This window comes from Microbulbifer magnicolonia, assembly GCF_035117725.1.
In the GTDB taxonomy this organism is placed as follows: Bacteria; Pseudomonadota; Gammaproteobacteria; order Pseudomonadales; family Cellvibrionaceae; genus Microbulbifer; species Microbulbifer magnicolonia.
The window spans coordinates 1,757,103-1,775,146 of the sequence record NZ_JAYEFD010000001.1; the positions used below are offsets into that span (position 1 = coordinate 1,757,103).

The 18,044-nt window shown below is 62.1% G+C and carries 17 protein-coding genes; 13 read left to right on the top strand and 4 right to left on the bottom strand.

From position 1 onward, the window contains the following. Positions 1–28: 28 nt before the first annotated feature. The 3 genes from htpX (at position 29) to RRF64_RS07725 (ending at position 2,594) form a co-directional block, all read left to right on the top strand. The gene (gene htpX / locus RRF64_RS07715) at positions 29–913 is read left to right on the top strand and encodes a protease HtpX (protein ID WP_323845254.1); all 885 of its coding nucleotides are present in this window, start codon (positions 29–31) and stop codon (positions 911–913) included. Positions 914–1,133: 220 nt separating this feature from the next. Next, on the top strand, positions 1,134–2,189 hold the full coding sequence (locus RRF64_RS07720; RefSeq protein ID WP_323845255.1) for a S1C family serine protease: 1,056 nt from the start codon (positions 1,134–1,136) through the stop codon (positions 2,187–2,189). A 60-nt stretch (positions 2,190–2,249) separates the two neighbouring features. Further along, positions 2,250–2,594, top strand: a complete 345-nt coding sequence (locus RRF64_RS07725; protein WP_323845256.1) for a Rieske (2Fe-2S) protein — start codon at positions 2,250–2,252, stop codon at positions 2,592–2,594. A gap of 85 nt (positions 2,595–2,679) precedes the next feature. Here RRF64_RS07725 and RRF64_RS07730 read toward each other — a convergent pair whose 3' ends face one another. Together RRF64_RS07730 and sfsA are read right to left on the bottom strand one after the other, a co-directional pair. Then, positions 2,680–4,149: a hypothetical protein gene (locus tag RRF64_RS07730; protein WP_323845257.1), complete on the bottom strand. Its 1,470-nt coding sequence runs from the start codon at positions 4,147–4,149 to the stop codon at positions 2,680–2,682. 93 nt (positions 4,150–4,242) lie between these two features. Beyond that, positions 4,243–4,941 (bottom strand): DNA/RNA nuclease SfsA, encoded by a 699-nt coding sequence (sfsA, locus tag RRF64_RS07735; protein ID WP_323845258.1) that lies wholly within the window; start codon positions 4,939–4,941, stop codon positions 4,243–4,245. Positions 4,942–5,237: 296 nt separating this feature from the next. Here sfsA and dksA point away from each other — a divergent pair, with 296 nt between their 5' ends. From dksA to RRF64_RS07785, 10 genes are all read left to right on the top strand, one after another. Beyond that, positions 5,238–5,675, top strand: a complete 438-nt coding sequence (gene dksA / locus RRF64_RS07740; RefSeq protein ID WP_323845259.1) for an RNA polymerase-binding protein DksA — start codon at positions 5,238–5,240, stop codon at positions 5,673–5,675. 185 nt (positions 5,676–5,860) lie between these two features. Then, a complete protein-coding gene (gene gluQRS / locus RRF64_RS07745) occupies positions 5,861–6,757 on the top strand; it encodes a tRNA glutamyl-Q(34) synthetase GluQRS (RefSeq protein WP_323845260.1) in 897 nt (298 codons plus the stop codon). A gap of 233 nt (positions 6,758–6,990) precedes the next feature. Continuing rightward, on the top strand, positions 6,991–7,167 hold the full coding sequence (locus RRF64_RS07750) for a hypothetical protein (protein ID WP_323845261.1): 177 nt from the start codon (positions 6,991–6,993) through the stop codon (positions 7,165–7,167). Further along, positions 7,157–10,123 (top strand): ATP-binding protein, encoded by a 2,967-nt coding sequence (locus tag RRF64_RS07755; protein WP_323845262.1) that lies wholly within the window; start codon positions 7,157–7,159, stop codon positions 10,121–10,123. The genes RRF64_RS07750 and RRF64_RS07755 overlap by 11 nt, the downstream gene beginning before the upstream one ends. 130 nt (positions 10,124–10,253) lie before the next feature. Continuing rightward, positions 10,254–11,645, top strand: coding sequence for a sigma-54-dependent transcriptional regulator (locus RRF64_RS07760; protein ID WP_323845263.1), 1,392 nt, complete (start codon positions 10,254–10,256; stop codon positions 11,643–11,645). Positions 11,646–12,580: 935 nt separating this feature from the next. After that, the gene (gene pcnB, locus RRF64_RS07765; protein ID WP_323845264.1) at positions 12,581–13,936 is read left to right on the top strand and encodes a polynucleotide adenylyltransferase PcnB; all 1,356 of its coding nucleotides are present in this window, start codon (positions 12,581–12,583) and stop codon (positions 13,934–13,936) included. Further along, a complete protein-coding gene (folK, locus tag RRF64_RS07770) occupies positions 13,937–14,413 on the top strand; it encodes a 2-amino-4-hydroxy-6-hydroxymethyldihydropteridine diphosphokinase (RefSeq protein ID WP_323845265.1) in 477 nt (158 codons plus the stop codon). 98 nt (positions 14,414–14,511) lie between these two features. After that, entirely contained in the window at positions 14,512–15,198 is a 687-nt protein-coding gene (locus tag RRF64_RS07775) for a deoxynucleoside kinase (protein ID WP_323845266.1), read from the top strand. Between the two features lie 5 nt (positions 15,199–15,203). After that, positions 15,204–16,016: a 3-methyl-2-oxobutanoate hydroxymethyltransferase gene (gene panB, locus RRF64_RS07780; protein WP_323845267.1), complete on the top strand. Its 813-nt coding sequence runs from the start codon at positions 15,204–15,206 to the stop codon at positions 16,014–16,016. A gap of 5 nt (positions 16,017–16,021) precedes the next feature. Beyond that, a complete protein-coding gene (locus tag RRF64_RS07785; RefSeq protein WP_323845268.1) occupies positions 16,022–16,813 on the top strand; it encodes an acyl-CoA thioesterase in 792 nt (263 codons plus the stop codon). Between the two features lie 56 nt (positions 16,814–16,869). On the opposite strand, the gene RRF64_RS07790 is transcribed toward RRF64_RS07785, so the two are convergent. Both RRF64_RS07790 and RRF64_RS07795 read right to left on the bottom strand, forming a co-directional pair. Continuing rightward, positions 16,870–17,316: a YqhA family protein gene (locus RRF64_RS07790; protein ID WP_323845269.1), complete on the bottom strand. Its 447-nt coding sequence runs from the start codon at positions 17,314–17,316 to the stop codon at positions 16,870–16,872. 263 nt (positions 17,317–17,579) lie between these two features. After that, positions 17,580–18,044 carry a DUF3291 domain-containing protein gene (locus RRF64_RS07795; RefSeq protein WP_323845271.1) on the bottom strand — a complete coding sequence of 155 codons (465 nt, stop codon included), beginning with the start codon at positions 18,042–18,044 and terminating at the stop codon, positions 17,580–17,582.

The window sequence follows — 18,044 nt, forward strand, 5'->3', positions numbered from 1 at the left end:
CTGAGACAACTTACTTTGGAGAACACCGATGTTGCGCATTGGTCTCTTTCTTTTGACCAACCTGGCCGTTCTGGTCCTGGTCGGCATTATATTCAACCTGCTGGGTATTCAGGGCATTCTCGACGCCCAGGGCGTCAACCTGAATCTCGGCGCCCTGCTGACAATGTGCGCCATCTTCGGCTTCGGCGGTGCGCTGATCTCGCTGCTGATGTCCAAGACCATCGCCCGCATGAGCACCCGCACCCAGGTGATCGACCAACCGCGCAACGCCGACGAGCAGTGGCTGGTGGAAACGGTGCGCGAGCTGTCGCAAAAGGCCGGCATCGGCATGCCGGACGTGGGTATATTCCCCATGCCCCAGGCCAATGCCTTCGCCACGGGCTGGAACCGCAACAGCGCCTTGGTGGCTGTCAGTGCCGGCCTGCTGGAACGCTTCAATCGCGACGAGGCGCGGGCGGTGATCGGCCACGAGATAGGCCACGTCGCCAACGGCGATATGGTGACCCTGGCGCTGATCCAGGGGGTGGTGAACACCTTCGTGATGTTCTTTGCGCGGCTGGTCGGCTTCTTCGTGGACCGGGTACTGTTGCGGAACGAGCAGGGACTGGGTATCGGCTACTATGTGACGTCCATCATCATGGACATCGTCTTCGGCGTCTTCGCGATGATGGTGGTGGCCTGGTTCAGCCGCCGGCGCGAATTCCGTGCCGACGCCGCCGGTGCCAGCCTCGCCAGCCCGCAGTCGATGATCGCCGCCCTGCAGCGGATCAAGGCGGAATCCGAGGCGGGCCGCGAGCAGCCGCTGCCGAGCAACATGAAGGCTTTCGGCATCTACGGCAATATGGGCGCGCTGCTGGCCAGCCACCCGCCGCTCGAAAACCGCATTCTGGCGCTGCAGAGCCCTCAGCGATGAAAGAGAGCCCTCAGCGGTAAAGAGAGCCCTCAGCGACAAGAGAGCCCTCAGCGACAAGAGAGCCCTCAGCGATATTGAGCGTCCCCAGCGGTTACAGAGGACACTCGCCCCCGGCGCGGATGCAAGAAGGCGCCGGGGTATCCAACCCACCGATGGTTAACCGACACACCGGCGGGTTAACATTCCCACAGCAAATCCACAAAACTGCACAAAGCCGACCATGAACAAGCTCAAAACCTTGCTGCTGGCCGCGCCACTGCTACTGCTCTCCGGTCTCGCCACGGCAACATCCCCAGTACCGGTTTTTTCCACCGACGACGAACAGAACACCATGCAGGTGTTCAATTTTGCCAGCCCGTCGGTGGTCTACGTCACCAACGAAACCCTGGTGCGCGACCGCTGGACCCTGCGCCTGCACGCGGTGCCCAAGGGCGCCGGCAGCGGCTTTATCTGGGACGACCAGGGCCATGTGGTGACCAACTTCCACGTCATCGAGGGCGCGCGCAAGGTCACCATCACCCTGCAGGACCGCAGCGAATGGCCCGCAGAACTGGTGGGCTCGGCACCGGAAAAGGACCTGGCGGTTTTGAAGATCGACGCACCGCCGGAACTGCTGAAGCCACTGATAGCCGGCACCTCGAACAACCTGGCCGTGGGCCGCAAGGTGCTCGCTATCGGCAACCCTTTCGGCCTCGACACCACCCTCACCACCGGCGTGGTCAGCGCGCTGGGGCGCGAGATCCAGGCCGCCAACAACCGCACTATCCGCAATGTGATCCAGACGGATGCGGCCATCAACCCCGGTAATTCCGGCGGCCCCCTGCTGGACAGCAGCGGCCGCCTGATCGGCGTGAATACCGCAATCTACAGCCCCAGCGGCGCCAGCGTCGGCATCGGCTTCGCGATCCCCGTGGATACCGTGAAAAAGATAGTACCGGAGCTGATTGCCCACGGCCGCCTGGTGCGCCCGGTGCTGGGTATCGAATCGGCACCGGACCAGTGGGCCAGCCAATACGGTTTCGAGGGTGTCGCCGTGCTGCGCACCGCGCCGGGTATGCCCGCAGCGGAGGCGGGCCTGCGCGGCGTCTACCGCACCGAGCGCGGTGGCTGGCAACTGGGCGACGTGATCGTGGAAGTGGACCGCCAGCCGGTGCGCAGCTACGACGACCTGCTGAACGTGCTGGAAAACCGCCGCGCCGGTGATGAAGTCAGCCTGGGCTTTATGCGCGACGGGAAAAAGCGCCACACATCGATTACACTCGCGGCTCCGCAATAATACCCTCTCCTCCACCCCCTCTCCCGCGAGCGGGAAGGGGGGCCAAATTAAAGCGATGTTATGCAGAAATATTTTCTTTGCCGTTACGATGAGCTGAGCGAGGGACAGTCCAAGGGCTTTTCCCTCGGCGACACCGCGGCCGGAACCGACAATGTGTTTGCGGTGATGAAGGACGGCGAGATCTACGCCTATAAGAACAGCTGCCCGCACCGCGGCATCAACCTGGACTGGCAGGAAGACCAGTTTCTCGACCCCGACGGCGCCCTGATCCAGTGCGCCTCCCACGGCGCCCTGTTTCTGATCGAAACCGGCGAATGCATTGCCGGGCCCTGTGCCGGCGATGCGCTGACGCCGGTGCCGGTTGAGCATACTCAGGAAGGGCTGTACGTACTGCTGGCAGATTAGCCAACCAGGAATCAATGGTGACGCCGACCACCAGGCCAGCGCCAAACCATCGGTAAAATGGAGCAAGGCTCTGCCAGGTGGCTAATTAGCCACTGCAGTTTTGCCAGAGCTCCCCGTCATCGGAACACTCATTGCTATGAGTTCCATCACGGAAGTTTGTGATTCTGGTCCAGGCTGTGCTGCCATCGACATATTCCACCCTAGTTGTGCGGACCATCGCCGTTTCCCCATCATCAAACGACTCGCTGCGATTGCGCGCTACCCAGGCAGCGCCTCCTGTGCCCGAGTCTTCCCAGCGGTAGGGCAAATCCAAGATCGCGCTCTCGAAAGCGGCGAGCTTGGCATCATCGATCGCCCCAGAAAGCGGGTTCAGTTCAATGCCATCAAAAGAAAACTGGCTCGTAAATTCGACACTATCACCGGAATAGCTGACGAAGTTGTACTGGTTTTTGATCACAACAAGCGCGCCTTCGCGACAGCTCTTCTCATCTGTAGCGCTACTCATGTCGTAAAGAGTCCCAACAGTGAACCCGCTCCACTCGATACCTTTCGAGCGTTCGCACACGTATATTCCATCACCATTGCGGCTCTCCCATACGCTGCCATCATTCCAGCGGTAGTTTTCGCCAATTTCAGTGATGCCTTTAGAAGACATGATTAGCGCCCCCTCTTCACTGAAATCAGCGGATACCCGCGCAACGCGGTGGGAGTTTGTATTGCCCTGCCAAATTTTCTGATCGCGGTACCACTGCTCAGGGAGGTGCTCCCAGCCACCATCCAGGTGCGAGCCCATGTAGTATTGCACCAGAATAAAGTCCGCCTCCGGATACTCCTGTCGGGCTGTGAGCGTTTCCGCCAGCGAGGCCTGCAGGCCCGCCACTATGGCCTTAGCCTTCTCCTGAATCCCGCTATCCGCATCGGCGATGTAATCCTGATAAATCTTTTCCGCGGGGATGTTGTAATGCTGCACAACCCCCTGGACACCACCCTCTACCGCATCCGTAATCCGGTTGCGCAATGTCTCATTGCTCACCAGTGCATCACAGGACAGTGAGTAACCGGCATCGGTAAGGGCGACCACTACGCTATTCCACACCGCTGTCGTCAGTGGAGTTACCATGATGTTTTCAGTTTTTTCCGCATCCAGTGATGGCGGGAAAGCCAGCTGGTAGGCGGCCTGAACTTCGCCTTCGGATTCATCAATCGCCCCCTCCGGAACATCGACATAAAGTGTCGAGTATGGGAGGCAGCTGTTCTGGGCCTCGGTCAATTCCAGTGAATAGTCACCCCCAGCTTCGGTTAGCGCACTAGGTTCGTCATCGTCCAGCACGCCGTTGCCATTGATATCGAGCCAAGCGGTAGCGCCGACAATATAACCATCTATCGCCTTACCGGATGCAACGTAGGATACCGGCTCTTCCGTCTGGGAGGAGCCGCTAGGGGGAGGGTCATTAACCGGGGGTTCAGAAGACGAGGAGTCACTTCCCCCCCCTCCGCCACAGGCGGTCAGTAACAGTGAAAGGAAAAGCGCCGTTTTTTTATTTTGCTCAAACATTGTTCGCACCCTAAGGCAGAAGTTTCATCTTGATTATGCGAAACCGTGACAGAAATTACATCTTCATTTGGTGACACATCACATCTCTTACTTTCAACGGAAGGGAATCGGTTTGCGTAGCGCGATCTCTTCTGTACTGATTTCCGCGCGGTAAGCGAGCACTTCCACACCCGCGGCGGTCGCCGCGTCCAGCGCCGCCGCATAGGCCGGATCTATATCTCGCGCCGCCTGCACTGTCTCGATGCCCGTGTGCTGCACGCAGTAAAACAGCACCGCGCGCACGCCGGTCTGCGCCAGCTGCTGCAGCTCCCGCAGATGCTTGGCCCCCCGGCTGCTGACCGCATCGGGAAAGTAGCCGCGATCGCCCTCCGCCAGCGTTACGTTCTTGACCTCCACATAGCAGTCGCCGGCGGAACCCGACAGCAACAGGTCGATGCGGCTGTTCTCGCTGCCGTAGCGCACTTCGCGGCGCAGGGTTTCATAGCCCTGGAGTTCGGCGACCACACCGCTGGCGATCGCCTCCTCCACCAGGGCATTGGCGCGGCCGGTATTGACCCCCGCGAGAGCGCCCTCCGGGGTGGTGGTGACTTCGAGCGTGTGACGGTACTTGCGTTTGGGGTTGCCGGAGTCCGAATACCAGCAGGGCGTGTTCTCCGCCCAGCAGTTTTTCATCGAGCCGGTATTGGGGCAGTGGATGGTGAAAACTTCGCCGGCCGGGGTTTCGATATCGGCGAGGAAACGCTTGTAGCGGCGCAGCAGGGTTGCCTGCTGCAGGGGTGGATGGAGCTTCACGTGACGACCAAATGTGACAATTTTGACGCCACAAAATACTAGGGATGCTGTGTACAAGTCCACGGGCAACAATTTGTGGCGCTAACCGCGGAGATTTGATAGCTTCCTCGCTCTCGGTCGCCAGGTCCCTCGATGTTTTAGGGTTGGGGGCGCCGGAAGAAGGATTAGCCTGCCATCGTGCCCCGATAGTTCGGGTAAAAAATGCACTAACCCGAACGATTCCGGACTAGGCTAGATTGAATTTGGTGGTATTGCCCCCATTAACGGGGGCCCGTATAGAAAGAGAGGCAACGACTATGCCCAAAACTGCTGCGAGCACCGAATCTCTGCACGGCTTTGAGCCCTACAAAGAGAAGAAGGGCGAAGAGTACATGAATGAGAAGCAGCAGGAGCACTTCCGCAACTTGCTGCTGGCCTGGAAGGCCGAGCTGATGGCGGAAGTGGACCGCACCGTTTCCCACATGAAAGACGAGGCAGCCAACTTCCCGGACCCGGCCGACCGCGCCAGCCAGGAAGAGGAGTTCAGTCTCGAGCTGCGCACCCGCGACCGCGAGCGCAAACTGATCAAGAAAATCGACGCCACCCTGGAATTGATCGACCAGGACGACTACGGCTACTGTGAGGCCTGTGGTGTGGAGATCGGAATTCGCCGCCTGGAAGCGCGCCCCACTGCCACCCTGTGTGTGGATTGCAAAACCCTGGCGGAGATCAAGGAAAAGCAGATTTCCGGGTGAGCCCGCGCGTTGAGCGAGCACTGCTCGCTGCGCGGGCTCACGCCCGGCCAGGGAAGGCCGGGCGATGCATCAGGGACGGTTTCTCGCGACTCACTCTCACACGACTCACTCTCACAAAGGGGCAATGTGCCCACCGGCAGCAGGACCGCCCCTAAAGCCCATTCAAAGCCCCACCTTCAGCGCCCTTGAACACTCCCCACGCTTATATCGGCCGCTTCGCGCCCTCACCCACCGGACCGCTACATTTCGGCTCCCTGGTTTGCGCGTTGGGCAGCTATCTGGACGCCGTCGCCCACGGTGGGCACTGGCTGGTGCGCATGGAGGACCTGGACCCGCCGCGGGAAGAGCCCGGCGCCGCCGACCGCATTCTCAAGTCGCTCGAAGCCCACGCTCTGCACTGGCACGGTCCGTTGGAATGGCAGAGCCGCCGCCACGCCCTGTACGAGGGCACGCTCGCCGAGCTGGCGGCGCGGCAGCTGATCTACCCCTGCCGCTGTTCGCGCAGCCAGATACGTCTCCATGGCGGCCACGACAATGCCACCTGCCGCACGCAGGTCGAGGCGCTGGGGCCCAGTGCACTGGATCCGCAGTCCCCCTGCGCCTTGCGGCTGGTATGCGCCGGCGGCGAGGAGCATTTTCACGATATCTGGCGCGGCGCCCAGTGCCAGCGCATCGGCGAGGACACCATTCTCAAGCGCCGCGACGGCCTCTACGCCTACCAGCTGGCAGTGGTGGTGGATGATATCGATCAGAGGGTGAGCCATGTTGTCCGCGGCGCCGACCTGCTGGACACCACCGGCGCCCAGCGGCGCCTGTTCCGGCTGCTCGGCGCGACACCGCCGCAGTTCGGCCATCTGCCGCTGGTTTTGGGACCCGGTGGCCATCAGAAACTGAGCAAGCAGAATCACGCCCCGGCCATAGACGACCGCCGTGCCGCGGAAAACCTCTGCACGGCACTCGAGTTTCTCGGTTTTCACACGCCGGTGGAACTGGCCGGGGAACGGCCAGAGCCTATTCTCAAGTGGGCCGCGGCGCGCTGGCAGCGCCACCAGGTGGATATGCGCGACCGGCAATTGCACTGATTGCACTGAAGGGACACGGCATTTAACATTTTTGCCCCAATCGCGGGTGTCGCAACGGGACTATCTAGCTCGCTAGCTCGGGCCACACGCTAGCGCCACAGGCGCCTGGAGCGGCAGGGGCGGCTGACGGTCGCGATCAGAGTCCGCCGCGTTTTGAAAGCCCGACCGCGACCATCGGTCGCCGCTGCAAATTTACCGATAATCGCCTTATACCGGGCTCCATTAAGCAATCTATGAGCAACCGCACCCTGTTAATCCTGCTGGTCCTGGTGGGCTACGTATTTTCACCGACCATCTTCACCTGGATGATCAATCCCGCTGGCGCCTGGTACCGGCCCTTTATTCTCTGGTTCGTCCTGATCCTGCTGGCGGTATTCGTGCAGATGAGGCGCAAGTCCGATGAGCTTTGAGATTGCCCACATCGCACTGATCGGCGTGGCTTACATCGCCACGCTGTTTTTCGTCGCCTTCGCCACGTCCAAGGACTGGCTGCCGTCGCGCTGGGTGCGCCACCCGCTGATCTATGTGCTGTCCCTGGGGGTCTCGCTGTCCGCCTGGACTTTCTACGGCATCGTCGACCTGGCCTGGCAGTATGGCTACGGCGTGCTCGCCTACTACCTGGGTACCGGCGCCATGTTCCTGTTTGCGCCTGTCGCCTTGGAGCCGCTGGCGCGGCTGGCACAGCGCTACCAGCTGACCTCGCCGGCGGACCTGTTTGTGTTCCGCTATCACAGTCGTGAGGCCGGCACCCTCGCCACCCTGTTTATGCTGCTGGCACTGCTGCCGCTGATCGCGCTGCAGATACAGGCGGTGTCCGAAACGCTCGCACTGCTGTCGCGGGACAGTGTTGCCGCGCTGGCGCTGCCGGACAGCGGCGTTACCAGCAAGAACCTGATCGCGTTTTTCTACTGTGTGCTGCTGGCGGTATTTACCAGCATGTACGGCGCCACCCGCGAGCGCCGTGCGGGGCTCGCCAGCGCCATGGCACTGGAGTCGGTGGTCAAATTGGTCGCCCTGCTCGCGGTCGGCGCCTATGCGGTTTACGGCGTCTTCGGCGGTTTTGCCGGTCTGGATGAGTGGCTGGCGGAGAACAGCGATATGCAGCAGCTGCTGTACACGCCGATCAAGCAGGGCTCGTCCCACACGCTGCTGCTGGTATTTATCGCCACCGCGGTAGCCATGCCGCATATTTTTTACCTGAGTGTGGCCGAGCGCCCCGCGGCGCAGACGCTGCGCATCGCCAGCTGGGGCTTCCCGCTGTTCCTGCTGCTGATGGCGCTGCCGATCTTCCCGATCATGTGGGCCGGTTTCGCGCTGGATGTGACGGAGCCGGTGCAGTATTTCTCCCTGGCCGTGCCGCGGGCCAGTGGTTCGCCAATATTGACGGTGCTGGCATTTATCGGCGGCCTGTCCGCCGCCACCGGTGCGCTGGTCATGATCACCCTGGCGCTGTCCACCATGGTGATGAACCACTGGCTGCTGCCCGGCACCCGCTGGCACTCGGAAGACAATATGTACCGCCAGCTGGTGTGGCTGCGCCGCGCATTGGTAGCAGCGCTGTTCCTGGCGGGTTTTGCGTTTTACCTACTGTTGAACAATCGCCTGTCTTTGTCCGACCTGGCCCTGCTGGCATTTATCGCGTCGCTGCAGTTTCTGCCCGGCATCTTCGCCGTGATCCACTGGCCGCGCGGCAACCGCCGCGGTTTTATCGGCGGCCTGCTGGCGGGCATGCTGGTGTGGGCGGGCGGCCTGCTGTTGCCGTCGGTATTCGGCCTCAGTGGCGTCACACTGCCCGGCAGCGAGATCCAGGTTCCCCTGGGCATGACCATCTGGACCCAGGTCACCACGCTGTCGCTGGGCGTGAACGCGCTGCTGTTTATCGGCCTGTCGGTCCTTACCCGCAGCAGCAGCCTGGAACAGTACGCCGCGGACCTGTGCAGCGACGATACGCTCAGCCAGGCCCTGCGCCTGGAGCTGGACGTGGAATCGGCCGCGGATTTCCGCCTGCGCCTGGCGGAGAGCCTCGGCGCGGTCACCGCGAACCAGGAGGTCAACCGCGCCCTGCGCCAGCTGAACCTCCCCGACGACGAGCGCCGCCCCTACGCCCTGCGCCAGTTGCGCAACAAGCTGGAGGCCAACCTGTCCGGTCTGCTGGGGCGCGTCCTCGCCGGGCAGATTATCGATCGCCACTTCCCGTTCAAGGACAGCGACCAGCCGGCCAACAAGGACATTCACCTGATCGAGACGCGGCTCAGCCGCTACAAGAACCAGCTCACCGGCCTGGCGGCGGAACTGAACAACCTGCGCCTCTATCACCGGCAGATGCTGGAGGAGCTGCCGCTGGCGGCCTGCTCCCTCGGCCGCGATGGCGAGATACTGCTGTGGAACTACGCGATGCAGGACCTGACCGGCATCGCCGCCGGCGAGGTGATCGGCTCCAAGCTGGAATACCTGCCCGAGCCCTGGCGCACCCTGCTGGCCGAGTTCGCCGGCTCCGCCGACGCCAGCCGCTTCAAGCAGCAGATCAGCATCAGCGACAACAGCCACTGGCTGAACCTGCACAAGACACGTCAGAAGAGCAGCCGCAGCGGCCGCGCGCGCAGCCAGCGCGGCGACGGGCAGATGCTGCTGCTGGAAGATGTCACCGAGACACAGATTCTCGAGCAGGAGCTGATGCACAGCGAGCGGCTGGCGTCCGTAGGCCGCCTCGCAGCCGGCGTCGCCCACGAAGTTGGCAATCCGGTGACCGGTATCGCCTGCCTGGCCCAGAACCTGCACTTCGAGTCCGACAGCCCGGAAGTGCGCGACACCGCCGACCAGATTCTCAGCCAGACCCAGCGTATCAGCCGCATAGTGCACTCACTGGTCAATTTCTCCCACAGCGGCAGTCCGGAAAGCGGCGGCGAGCGGGCGCCGGTGGACCTCTACGCCTGCGTGCAGGAGGCGGTACAGCTGCTGTCCCTGCAGCGGGACAAGACCGAGGTGACCTTCGACAACGCAGTGCCGGAGAACCTGATCGCCCCGGGCGACAACCAGCGCCTGATCCAGGTGTTCATCAACCTGCTCAGCAATGCCCGCGATGCCAGCCCGGACGGCGGCCATATCCAGATCGACGGCTACATCGAGGGCGGCTGCGCCTGCGTCGCGGTCACCGACGACGGCCCCGGTATTCCGCCGGCGCACCGCGAGCGCATTCTCGAGCCCTTCTTTACCACCAAGGAGCCGGGCGAAGGTACCGGCCTCGGCCTGGCGATGGTGTACAGCATCGTCGAGGAGCACGACGGCCAGCTGGAGCTGGTCAGCCCCGCCAACCCCGAAACCGGTCGCGGAGCAAAATTCATCGTGCAGCTGCCGCAGGCAAGATAATTGTCTCCAAGGGCAAAATTTGCGCAAAATCCGTGCAAACTTTGCCCAACCGAGCCCTATTGAGTTGCATCGAAACGCCGCGCAGGTAAAACTAGGCGTCCAATGAACATTTTGTAACCAGGCGTAACACATGAGCCACATCCTGATCGTCGAAGATGAAGCCATTATTCGAACGGCGCTGCGGAAACTGCTGGAGCGGCACCGCTACAAGGTCAGTGAAGCGGGCTCAGTGCGCGAAGCGACCACCAAGTACCGCTTCAGCGATGTCGATCTGGTCATTTCTGACCTGCGCCTGCCCGGCGCCCCGGGCACAGACCTGCTCAAGCTGGCCGGCGATGTGCCGGTGCTGATCATGACCAGTTACGCCAGCCTGAGGTCGGCCGTCGACTCCATGCGCATGGGCGCCGCCGACTATATCGCCAAGCCCTTCGACCACGACGAAATGATCGCCACGGTGCGCCGCGTGATCGGCAAGGCCGAGCAGAGCCGCGCCCAGGCCCCGGCGAGCAAGGAGCCTCGCCGCGCCATCGCCGGCATGATCGGCGACAGCCCGGTGATGCGCGATCTCTACAGCCGCATCCACAAGGTGGCGCCGACCGATGCCACCGTACTGGTACACGGCGAAACCGGTACCGGTAAGGAGCTGGTGGCGCGCGCGATACACGAGGAGAGCCGCCGCGCCGGCAAACCGCTGATCTCAGTCAACTGTGCGGCCATTCCGGAAACCCTGATCGAGGCGGAACTGTTCGGCCACGAGAAGGGCGCCTTCACCGGCGCCCAGACCGCTCGCGAGGGCCTGGTTGCGGCCGCCGACGGCGGCACCCTGTTCCTCGACGAAATCGGCGAGCTGCCGCTGGAAGCCCAGGCGCGCCTGCTGCGTGTGCTGCAGGAGGGCGAGGTGCGCCCCATCGGCGCCGTGGAGTCCCGCAAGGTGGATGTGCGCCTGGTGGCGGCGACGCACCGCAACCTGCGCCAGCTGGCCGCGGAGCGCAAATTTCGCGAAGACCTCTACTACCGCATCAATGTGGTACAGATGACCCTGGCACCGCTGCGCGAGCGCGGCAAGGACGTGCTGGCGATCGCCGAGCACCTGCTGGAGAAATTCTGCGCCAAAGTGGAGCGCCCGACGCTCAAGCTGTCGCCGGAGGCCGTGCAGGCGGTGACCACCTACACCTGGCCGGGCAATGTGCGCGAACTGGAGAACGCGATCCAGCGCGCGGTCATTCTCACCGACGACAACAGCAAGGAAATTGACCACAGCACCCTGGATATCGACCTGGACCTGGTGCCGATAGAGGAAGCGGACCCGGAGCGGCGCCCGCGCAGCCTCCATACGGATCCGCGCGAGGACCTGTCCCTGGAGGACTATTTCGCCCGCTTCGTGATCGAACACCAGGACACCATGAGCGAGACGGAGCTGGCCAAGAAGCTGGGTGTGAGCCGCAAATGCCTGTGGGAGCGCCGCCAGAAACTGGGCATTCCGCGCAAGAAGGCCCGCCGCACCGCCGACGCGGAAACTTGATCCCGGGAATGCGGAGCTCCAGCTCCGCTTGCGACCCGCAGGACCACCCGCCCAGGCGCCCTGCCAATTCCATAGTCTGGGCCGCCCAGCGCCGCAGCCATCCCCGAGCCGGCAATCCCTGACCCACCTCCCAGCCCCTCTGTCGTGCCCCGGCCGCTCCCTCGAGTGCGCGGTGCGGCCGCTGCGGGCATTCACTGCACCCCATTCACGGTGCCTGTGGCCCTGGCGGTACCGCGCAGAGCCGCACTTTGTACCCGCGCGCCTCACGCCCCCCCTCATTGGTAACAACTGAAAGTGTTACCCCGGTCTCACCGCCAGTAACAACCACCGCGACATCCGTAACGCAAAATCCCTCCCCGGCGGCGTGAAAATTTTTGTAAATTTTTTAACTTATTGATTTTAAAGAATTTTTTAAAGTTGGCACACTAAATGCTTTGTATCTAGTACAAACAATAAGAACAGCCAAGAATAAAAATAAATGACTGTTTAAGCCCTAATAACCACTAACAATAAGCGGGCGAAACACAATAAAAATAACGGGGCGGTCGACAATAAAAGCAAACAGGGACCAAAACCGAAAGAAAAATAACAATAAGCACAAAAATAACAATAAATAATAAAAATAAAGCAGAAGACAACAAAAAGAACGACAAGCGCGTTACAAACTGACTGATTGTACCTGGGAGAGGGTGTTTGCTAGACAGCAAATTGATAGCGCAAGGAAGCCGCTGCCTTCATACCTAATAAGAATAATTCCCATCTTTCCTTTCTTTTTCCCTGATCAAATCGCATTCCTGCCAGATTGCGGGCGCACGGCTGCGCCTGTGGTAGAATGCGCCTCGCAACAGGCCCTGTCAGCACCAATTTGCATGTGAGATTGCGACGGGACCATTCGAGCCAAAAACCCGTTGGCAGCAGCCAAGACAGACAGCCGTATGCTCAATACCCTGATCAGCAGTTTCAAACGCTGGCGCAAGCCGGCCAACCCAGGCCCCAGGGTCATCGCCCGCAACGACCACAACCTTTCCCGCCGGGATATCAGCCGCGCCGCCCTGACGGTGATGAAGCGCCTGCAGGAGGCGGGTTTCGAGGCCTATATCGTCGGTGGGGGCGTGCGCGACCTGTTACTCGGCGGCCATCCCAAGGACTTCGATGTGGCCACCAACGCCACACCGGAAGAGGCGAAACACTTGTTCCGCGGCTCGCGCATCGTCGGCCGCCGCTTTCGCATACTGCACGCCCGCATCGGCCGCGAAGTCATCGAGGTCACCACATTTCGCGGTCACCACAGCGACGGCGAGGAACACGAGGCGCAGCAGTCCGAACACGGCATGCTGCTGCGCGACAATGTCTACGGCGACCTGGAAAGCGACGCCATTCGCCGCGACTTCACCGTCAATGCTCTCTACTACACCACCGACGGCTTTGCGATCCACGATTACACCGGCGGCGTGCGCGACATAGAGCAGCGCCTGATTCGCATGATCGGTGATCCGGCCACCCGCTATAAAGAAGACCCGGTGCGGATGCTGCGCGCCGTGCGCTTCGCCGCCAAGCTGGGCTTCGATATCGAGGACAAGACCGCCTCGCCGCTGCCGGAGCTGGCGCCGCTGCTGCGCAATATTGCCCCGGCGCGCCTCTTCGACGAGGTACTGAAGCTGCTGATGGGCGGGCACGGCGAGCGCACTTTCGAGCTGCTGTGCCAATACCAGCTGTGGCACCACCTTTTCCCGGACAACGCGGCCCAGCTGGACAATCCGGCGGCACTGGAGCTGACGCGGCGGGCGCTGCGCAACACCGACGAGCGCATCCGCCAGGAATTGCGTGTTACACCGGCGTTCCTGTATGCGGCACTTTTGTGGCCGGCAGTAAACGCGGAACAGCAGAAACTGCTCGCCCGGGGCACACCGCCACTGCCAGCTCTGGCCCAGGCGGCACAGAAGGTCACCAGCTCGCAGCTGGCACACACCGCGATCCCCAAGCGATTCACCATCCCCATGCGCGAGATCTGGGATCTGCAGCTGCGCCTGCCACAGCGGAGCGGCAGCCGCGCACAGCGCCTGAGCGAACACCCGCGCTTCCGCGCCGCCTACGATTTCCTGCTGCTGCGCGAGGAGTGTGGCGAGATTGCCGCCGGCCTCGGCCAGTGGTGGACCGAGTTCCAACAGGCCGATGACGAGCAGCGCCAGCAGATGGTGCGCAACCTGCAGCGCGGCAACGACAACGGCGGCGGCAACCGGCGCGGCTCGCGCAGCGGGCGCCGCCGGCGGCGCCCCAAGGCCGCCGAGTAGATGCAGCGCGTATTTATCGGCCTCGGCAGCAATCTGGCCGAGCCGCAGGAGCAGTTGCGCAGTGCACTGGCGGCCATGGCCGACCTCCCCCACACCGGCCTGCTGCGCTGCTCCAGCTTCTATCGCAGTGCGCCTGTGGGGCCGGGGGAGCAACCGGATTACATCAATGCGGTGGCCGAGCTGGAAACAGACCTTGCGCCGCTGGAACTGCTCGATCACCTGCAATCCATCGAGGCGGCCCACGGGCGTGAACGCAGCGTTCGCTGGGGTGCCCGCACGCTCGATTTGGATATACTGCTGTTCGGCCGCGAACAGCTGGACGAACCGCGCCTGCAGGTTCCGCATCCGCGCATGGCGGAGCGCAATTTTGTGCTGCAGCCGCTGGCCGAACTGGAACCGCAGTTGCAGCTGCCTTCGGGGGAATCGATTCAGGCATTGCTGCAACAGTGCCCGCACAATCGCCTGGATAAAATCTGACACCAAGTTAAAGTAGCCAGAACAAGCCAGGGGGGCGATTCCGCATGCCCCCGGCAGCCCCGGAAGGGGCGGTGGCAACAAAAAAGGGAGCAAGTTCAGTGGCAAACGATACCGGCGAAATCCACCCGCACGAACTGGACCTGTCCGCCAGGACACTGCCGCGGTTTATCGCCGTCGAAGGCAATATCGGCGTGGGCAAAACCACGCTGGCAAAAAAACTCGCAGCCACTTTCAATTACGACACGCTGCTGGAGCTGCCGGAAGACAACCCCTTCCTCGAGCGCTTTTACCAGGACCCCAAGAGCGCGGCACTGCCCACGCAATTGCACTTCCTGCTGCAGCGCTCCCAACAGATCCAGGCGCTGCGCCAGGACGACCTGTTCAAGCCCGTGCGGGTGTCCGACTTCCTGATCGAGAAGGACCAGCTGTTTGCCGAGGTCACCCTCGACCCCGACGAGCTGGCGCTGTACCAGCAGGTGTACCGGCACCTGACCCTGCAGGCCCCCAAGCCGGATCTCGTCGTCTATCTGCAGGCACCGCTGAATGTACTGCAGGAGCGCATACGCACCCGCGGCATCGCCGCCGAGCGCTCGATCAGCAACGAGTACCTGGCGACGCTGAACGAGGCCTACACCAACTTTTTCCACTACTACGACGAGGCGCCGCTGTTGATCGTCAACAGCGAGGACATCGATATCGTCGACCGCCCGCAGGACTATCGCCAGCTGGTGGAGTATATGCTCACCATCACCAGCGGCCGCCACTACTACAATCCGGGGAATTGATTGTTATGTATGCTCCCACTGAACTGGAAAAGCCGGTAACGGTACAGACCCTGCGCAAAATGAAAGCGGACGGTGAAAAATTCATTACCGTCGCGCTCTATGATGCGCCGATGGCGGCGATGGCGCAGAAAACCGGCGTCGAGGCCGTACTGGTGGGCGACTCCCTCGGCATGACCGTCCTGGGCTATGACAGCACCATTCCGGTGACCATGGAGCAGATGATCTACCACGTGGAAGCGGTCGCCCGCGGCAACAAAAAATCGCTGATCCTGGGCGATATGCCGTTTATGACCTACGCCACGCCGGAGCAGGCGCTCGTCAACGCCACCCGCATCATGCAGGCGGGTGCGCATATGGTGAAGATCGAGGGCGGTGCCTGGCTGGCGGAAACGGTGAAAATGCTCACCGACCGCGGCATCCCGGTGTGCGCCCACCTGGGCCTGACGCCGCAATCGGTGCACAAGCTGGGCGGTTACCGCGTGCAGGGGCGCGACGAAGAGCGGGCCGGTGAAATTCTCGACGACGCCGCACAACTGGACGAAGCGGGCGCGGACCTGCTGGTGCTCGAATGCGTGCCCGCCTCCCTCGCCAAGCGCATCACCGACACGGTTTCCATGCCGACGATCGGTATCGGTGCCGGGCGCGACACCGATGCCCAGGTACTGGTGATCAACGATATTCTGGGACTCACCGAGCAGCCGCCCAAGTTCTCGAAGAATTTCCTGCAGGAAGCCGGCAGTATTCCCGGCGCATTGCGCAAGTATGCCGAAGACGTCAAGAACGGCACCTTCCCCGAAGACAGCCACACTTTCTTTTGATGGCCATGACTTTCGATCAACTGCTGGCGAAATGGCGCGAGGGCCAGGGCGTCAATGAGATACCCGCTGGCTGGACCCAGGGGCGCGCAACCTTCGGCGGGCTGGTGGCCGCCATGCTTTACGAAAAGATGGCCGCGCATGTAGCGGCCGATGCGAGCCTGCGCTCCCTGACCATCTCCTTCGTCGGCCCGGTGGGGGCCGAAGCCGTCGATATTTCGTCCACCACCTTGCGCGCCGGCCGCTCGGTAACCCAGGTAGAGGGGCATATTCGCCAGGGTGGATCCGTGCTGCTCGCCGGTCTCGCCAGTTTCGGCAAGGGGCGCAACTCGAGTATTCGAGTGGAGACCGCGCCTGCGCCCGAATTCAAGGGGCCGGAGGAAAGTGAAGCCCTGCCCTATATTCCCGGCGTAGTGCCGGAGTTCACCCAGAAATTTGATTACCGCATTGCCCGCGGACAGCTGCCTTTCAGCGGCAGCCGCGACAATCACCTCGGCGGCTGGGTGCGCTTCAAGGACGGCAGCGACCAACCGGTAACCATCGGCCATCTGCTGGCGCTGATCGACGCCTGGCCGCCGGCGATACTGCCGATGCTGAAGGCCCCGGCACCCGCGAGCTCGCTGACCTGGACGGTGGAGTTTATCGAGCCGCTGCCGGATCTGACCGGCGCGCACTGGTGGCAGTATCTGGCCGACGTGGAGCAGGCGGCGGATGGCTACGGGGTAATACAGGCGCGCCTGTGGGACGCCGAAGGCAGGCTGGTCGCCTTCACCCGCCAGACAGTCACCGTGTTTGACTGATCGGGGGCGCTATTGCGGCCCGGAACCCGACACCGAAGCCCGGCGCACAGGCAGGACTATTTGTTGCGGTTGACCACATAATTCAGCAGCAGCAGTACGCCCGCCACAAAGGCGATAGAAATACCCTCGTAGAGTTGTTCCAGCGCCGGGTAATCGCCCAGGACGTATTCCAGGAACTGGATCGCCATTACCAGAATGATGACGCCGCCGAGCTGCCCCTTCATTTCTCCCAGGTCTTTGGCGACCGGCAGCGACAGGCCGCCGATAAAGAGCTGGTAAATGCTCACCGCAAACAGGTAGAGCACTATCGCGATCAGGAAGGCATCCACCACGCGGATCAGATAGACCTCGATATCGTGGCTCTCCCCCCGGCTGCTGAGGATCAGCTCGATCGCGTGGAAAGCCTTGATGCCGCCCCAGATCATGGCGAAGAATGCCACGATCAGCAGCACCAGCGTCGCGGCGGCCATGATATGGCGGGTGGCCTCGATGATTGCTTTCACTTGTCGCAAATTCCCTCGTGCCGCCGGTCGGTGTCGCAGATCCTAATGTCCCGCCCCATAAATGAGGTGGCAAAGGGAAGTGTTCCTGGCGGTTCCTGGCAAGGCGCGGCGACGAGTCATAGCAGGGCTATGGCGAGGAGTCGCAACGCAGCCAGGGGCCGCCAGGGACGCTTCAACCGTAAGCTTATTTACGGGGCGGGACACTAGATATAGCACAGCGAAAAATGCCGGGGAGGGTGGAAGATTGCGCAGCCTGCCCACTGTCAGGCGGGTTGTTCCTGCGGCGCCGGGAAAGCCCGGGCAAAGGTAAAGGCATCGGGTGTAGGCCCACGGCTCGCCAGCGTCTGCAGCGCGCGCCTGGCATCTTCGACAGCCGGTATAGTGCCCGCGGGAATCCACCACAGCGCCAGTACCGGCCCCGGCATCTTTTCAAACCAGCGCTTTTTGTCCTTCAGCACTGCCAGGTGCTCGCCAGCGTAGACATAACTTTTCAACGCCGCCAATGAACGCCAGACCGACATATTGACGATAACGCGTTCGTCGTCGAACACCTGCAGAGAAGTCGCATCGCCCGCTTCCGTCTGCAGCCGCCAGACGAAACCCGGGCTGCGATCCGCCAGCGCATTGATCCGCTCGAGCTGATCCACAAAGCCTTTCATGACGGGACTGTCCATCGCCCCTTTGGCCGCCGCGATATTGACCTGTGCCAAGTGAAATTTGTCCGACAT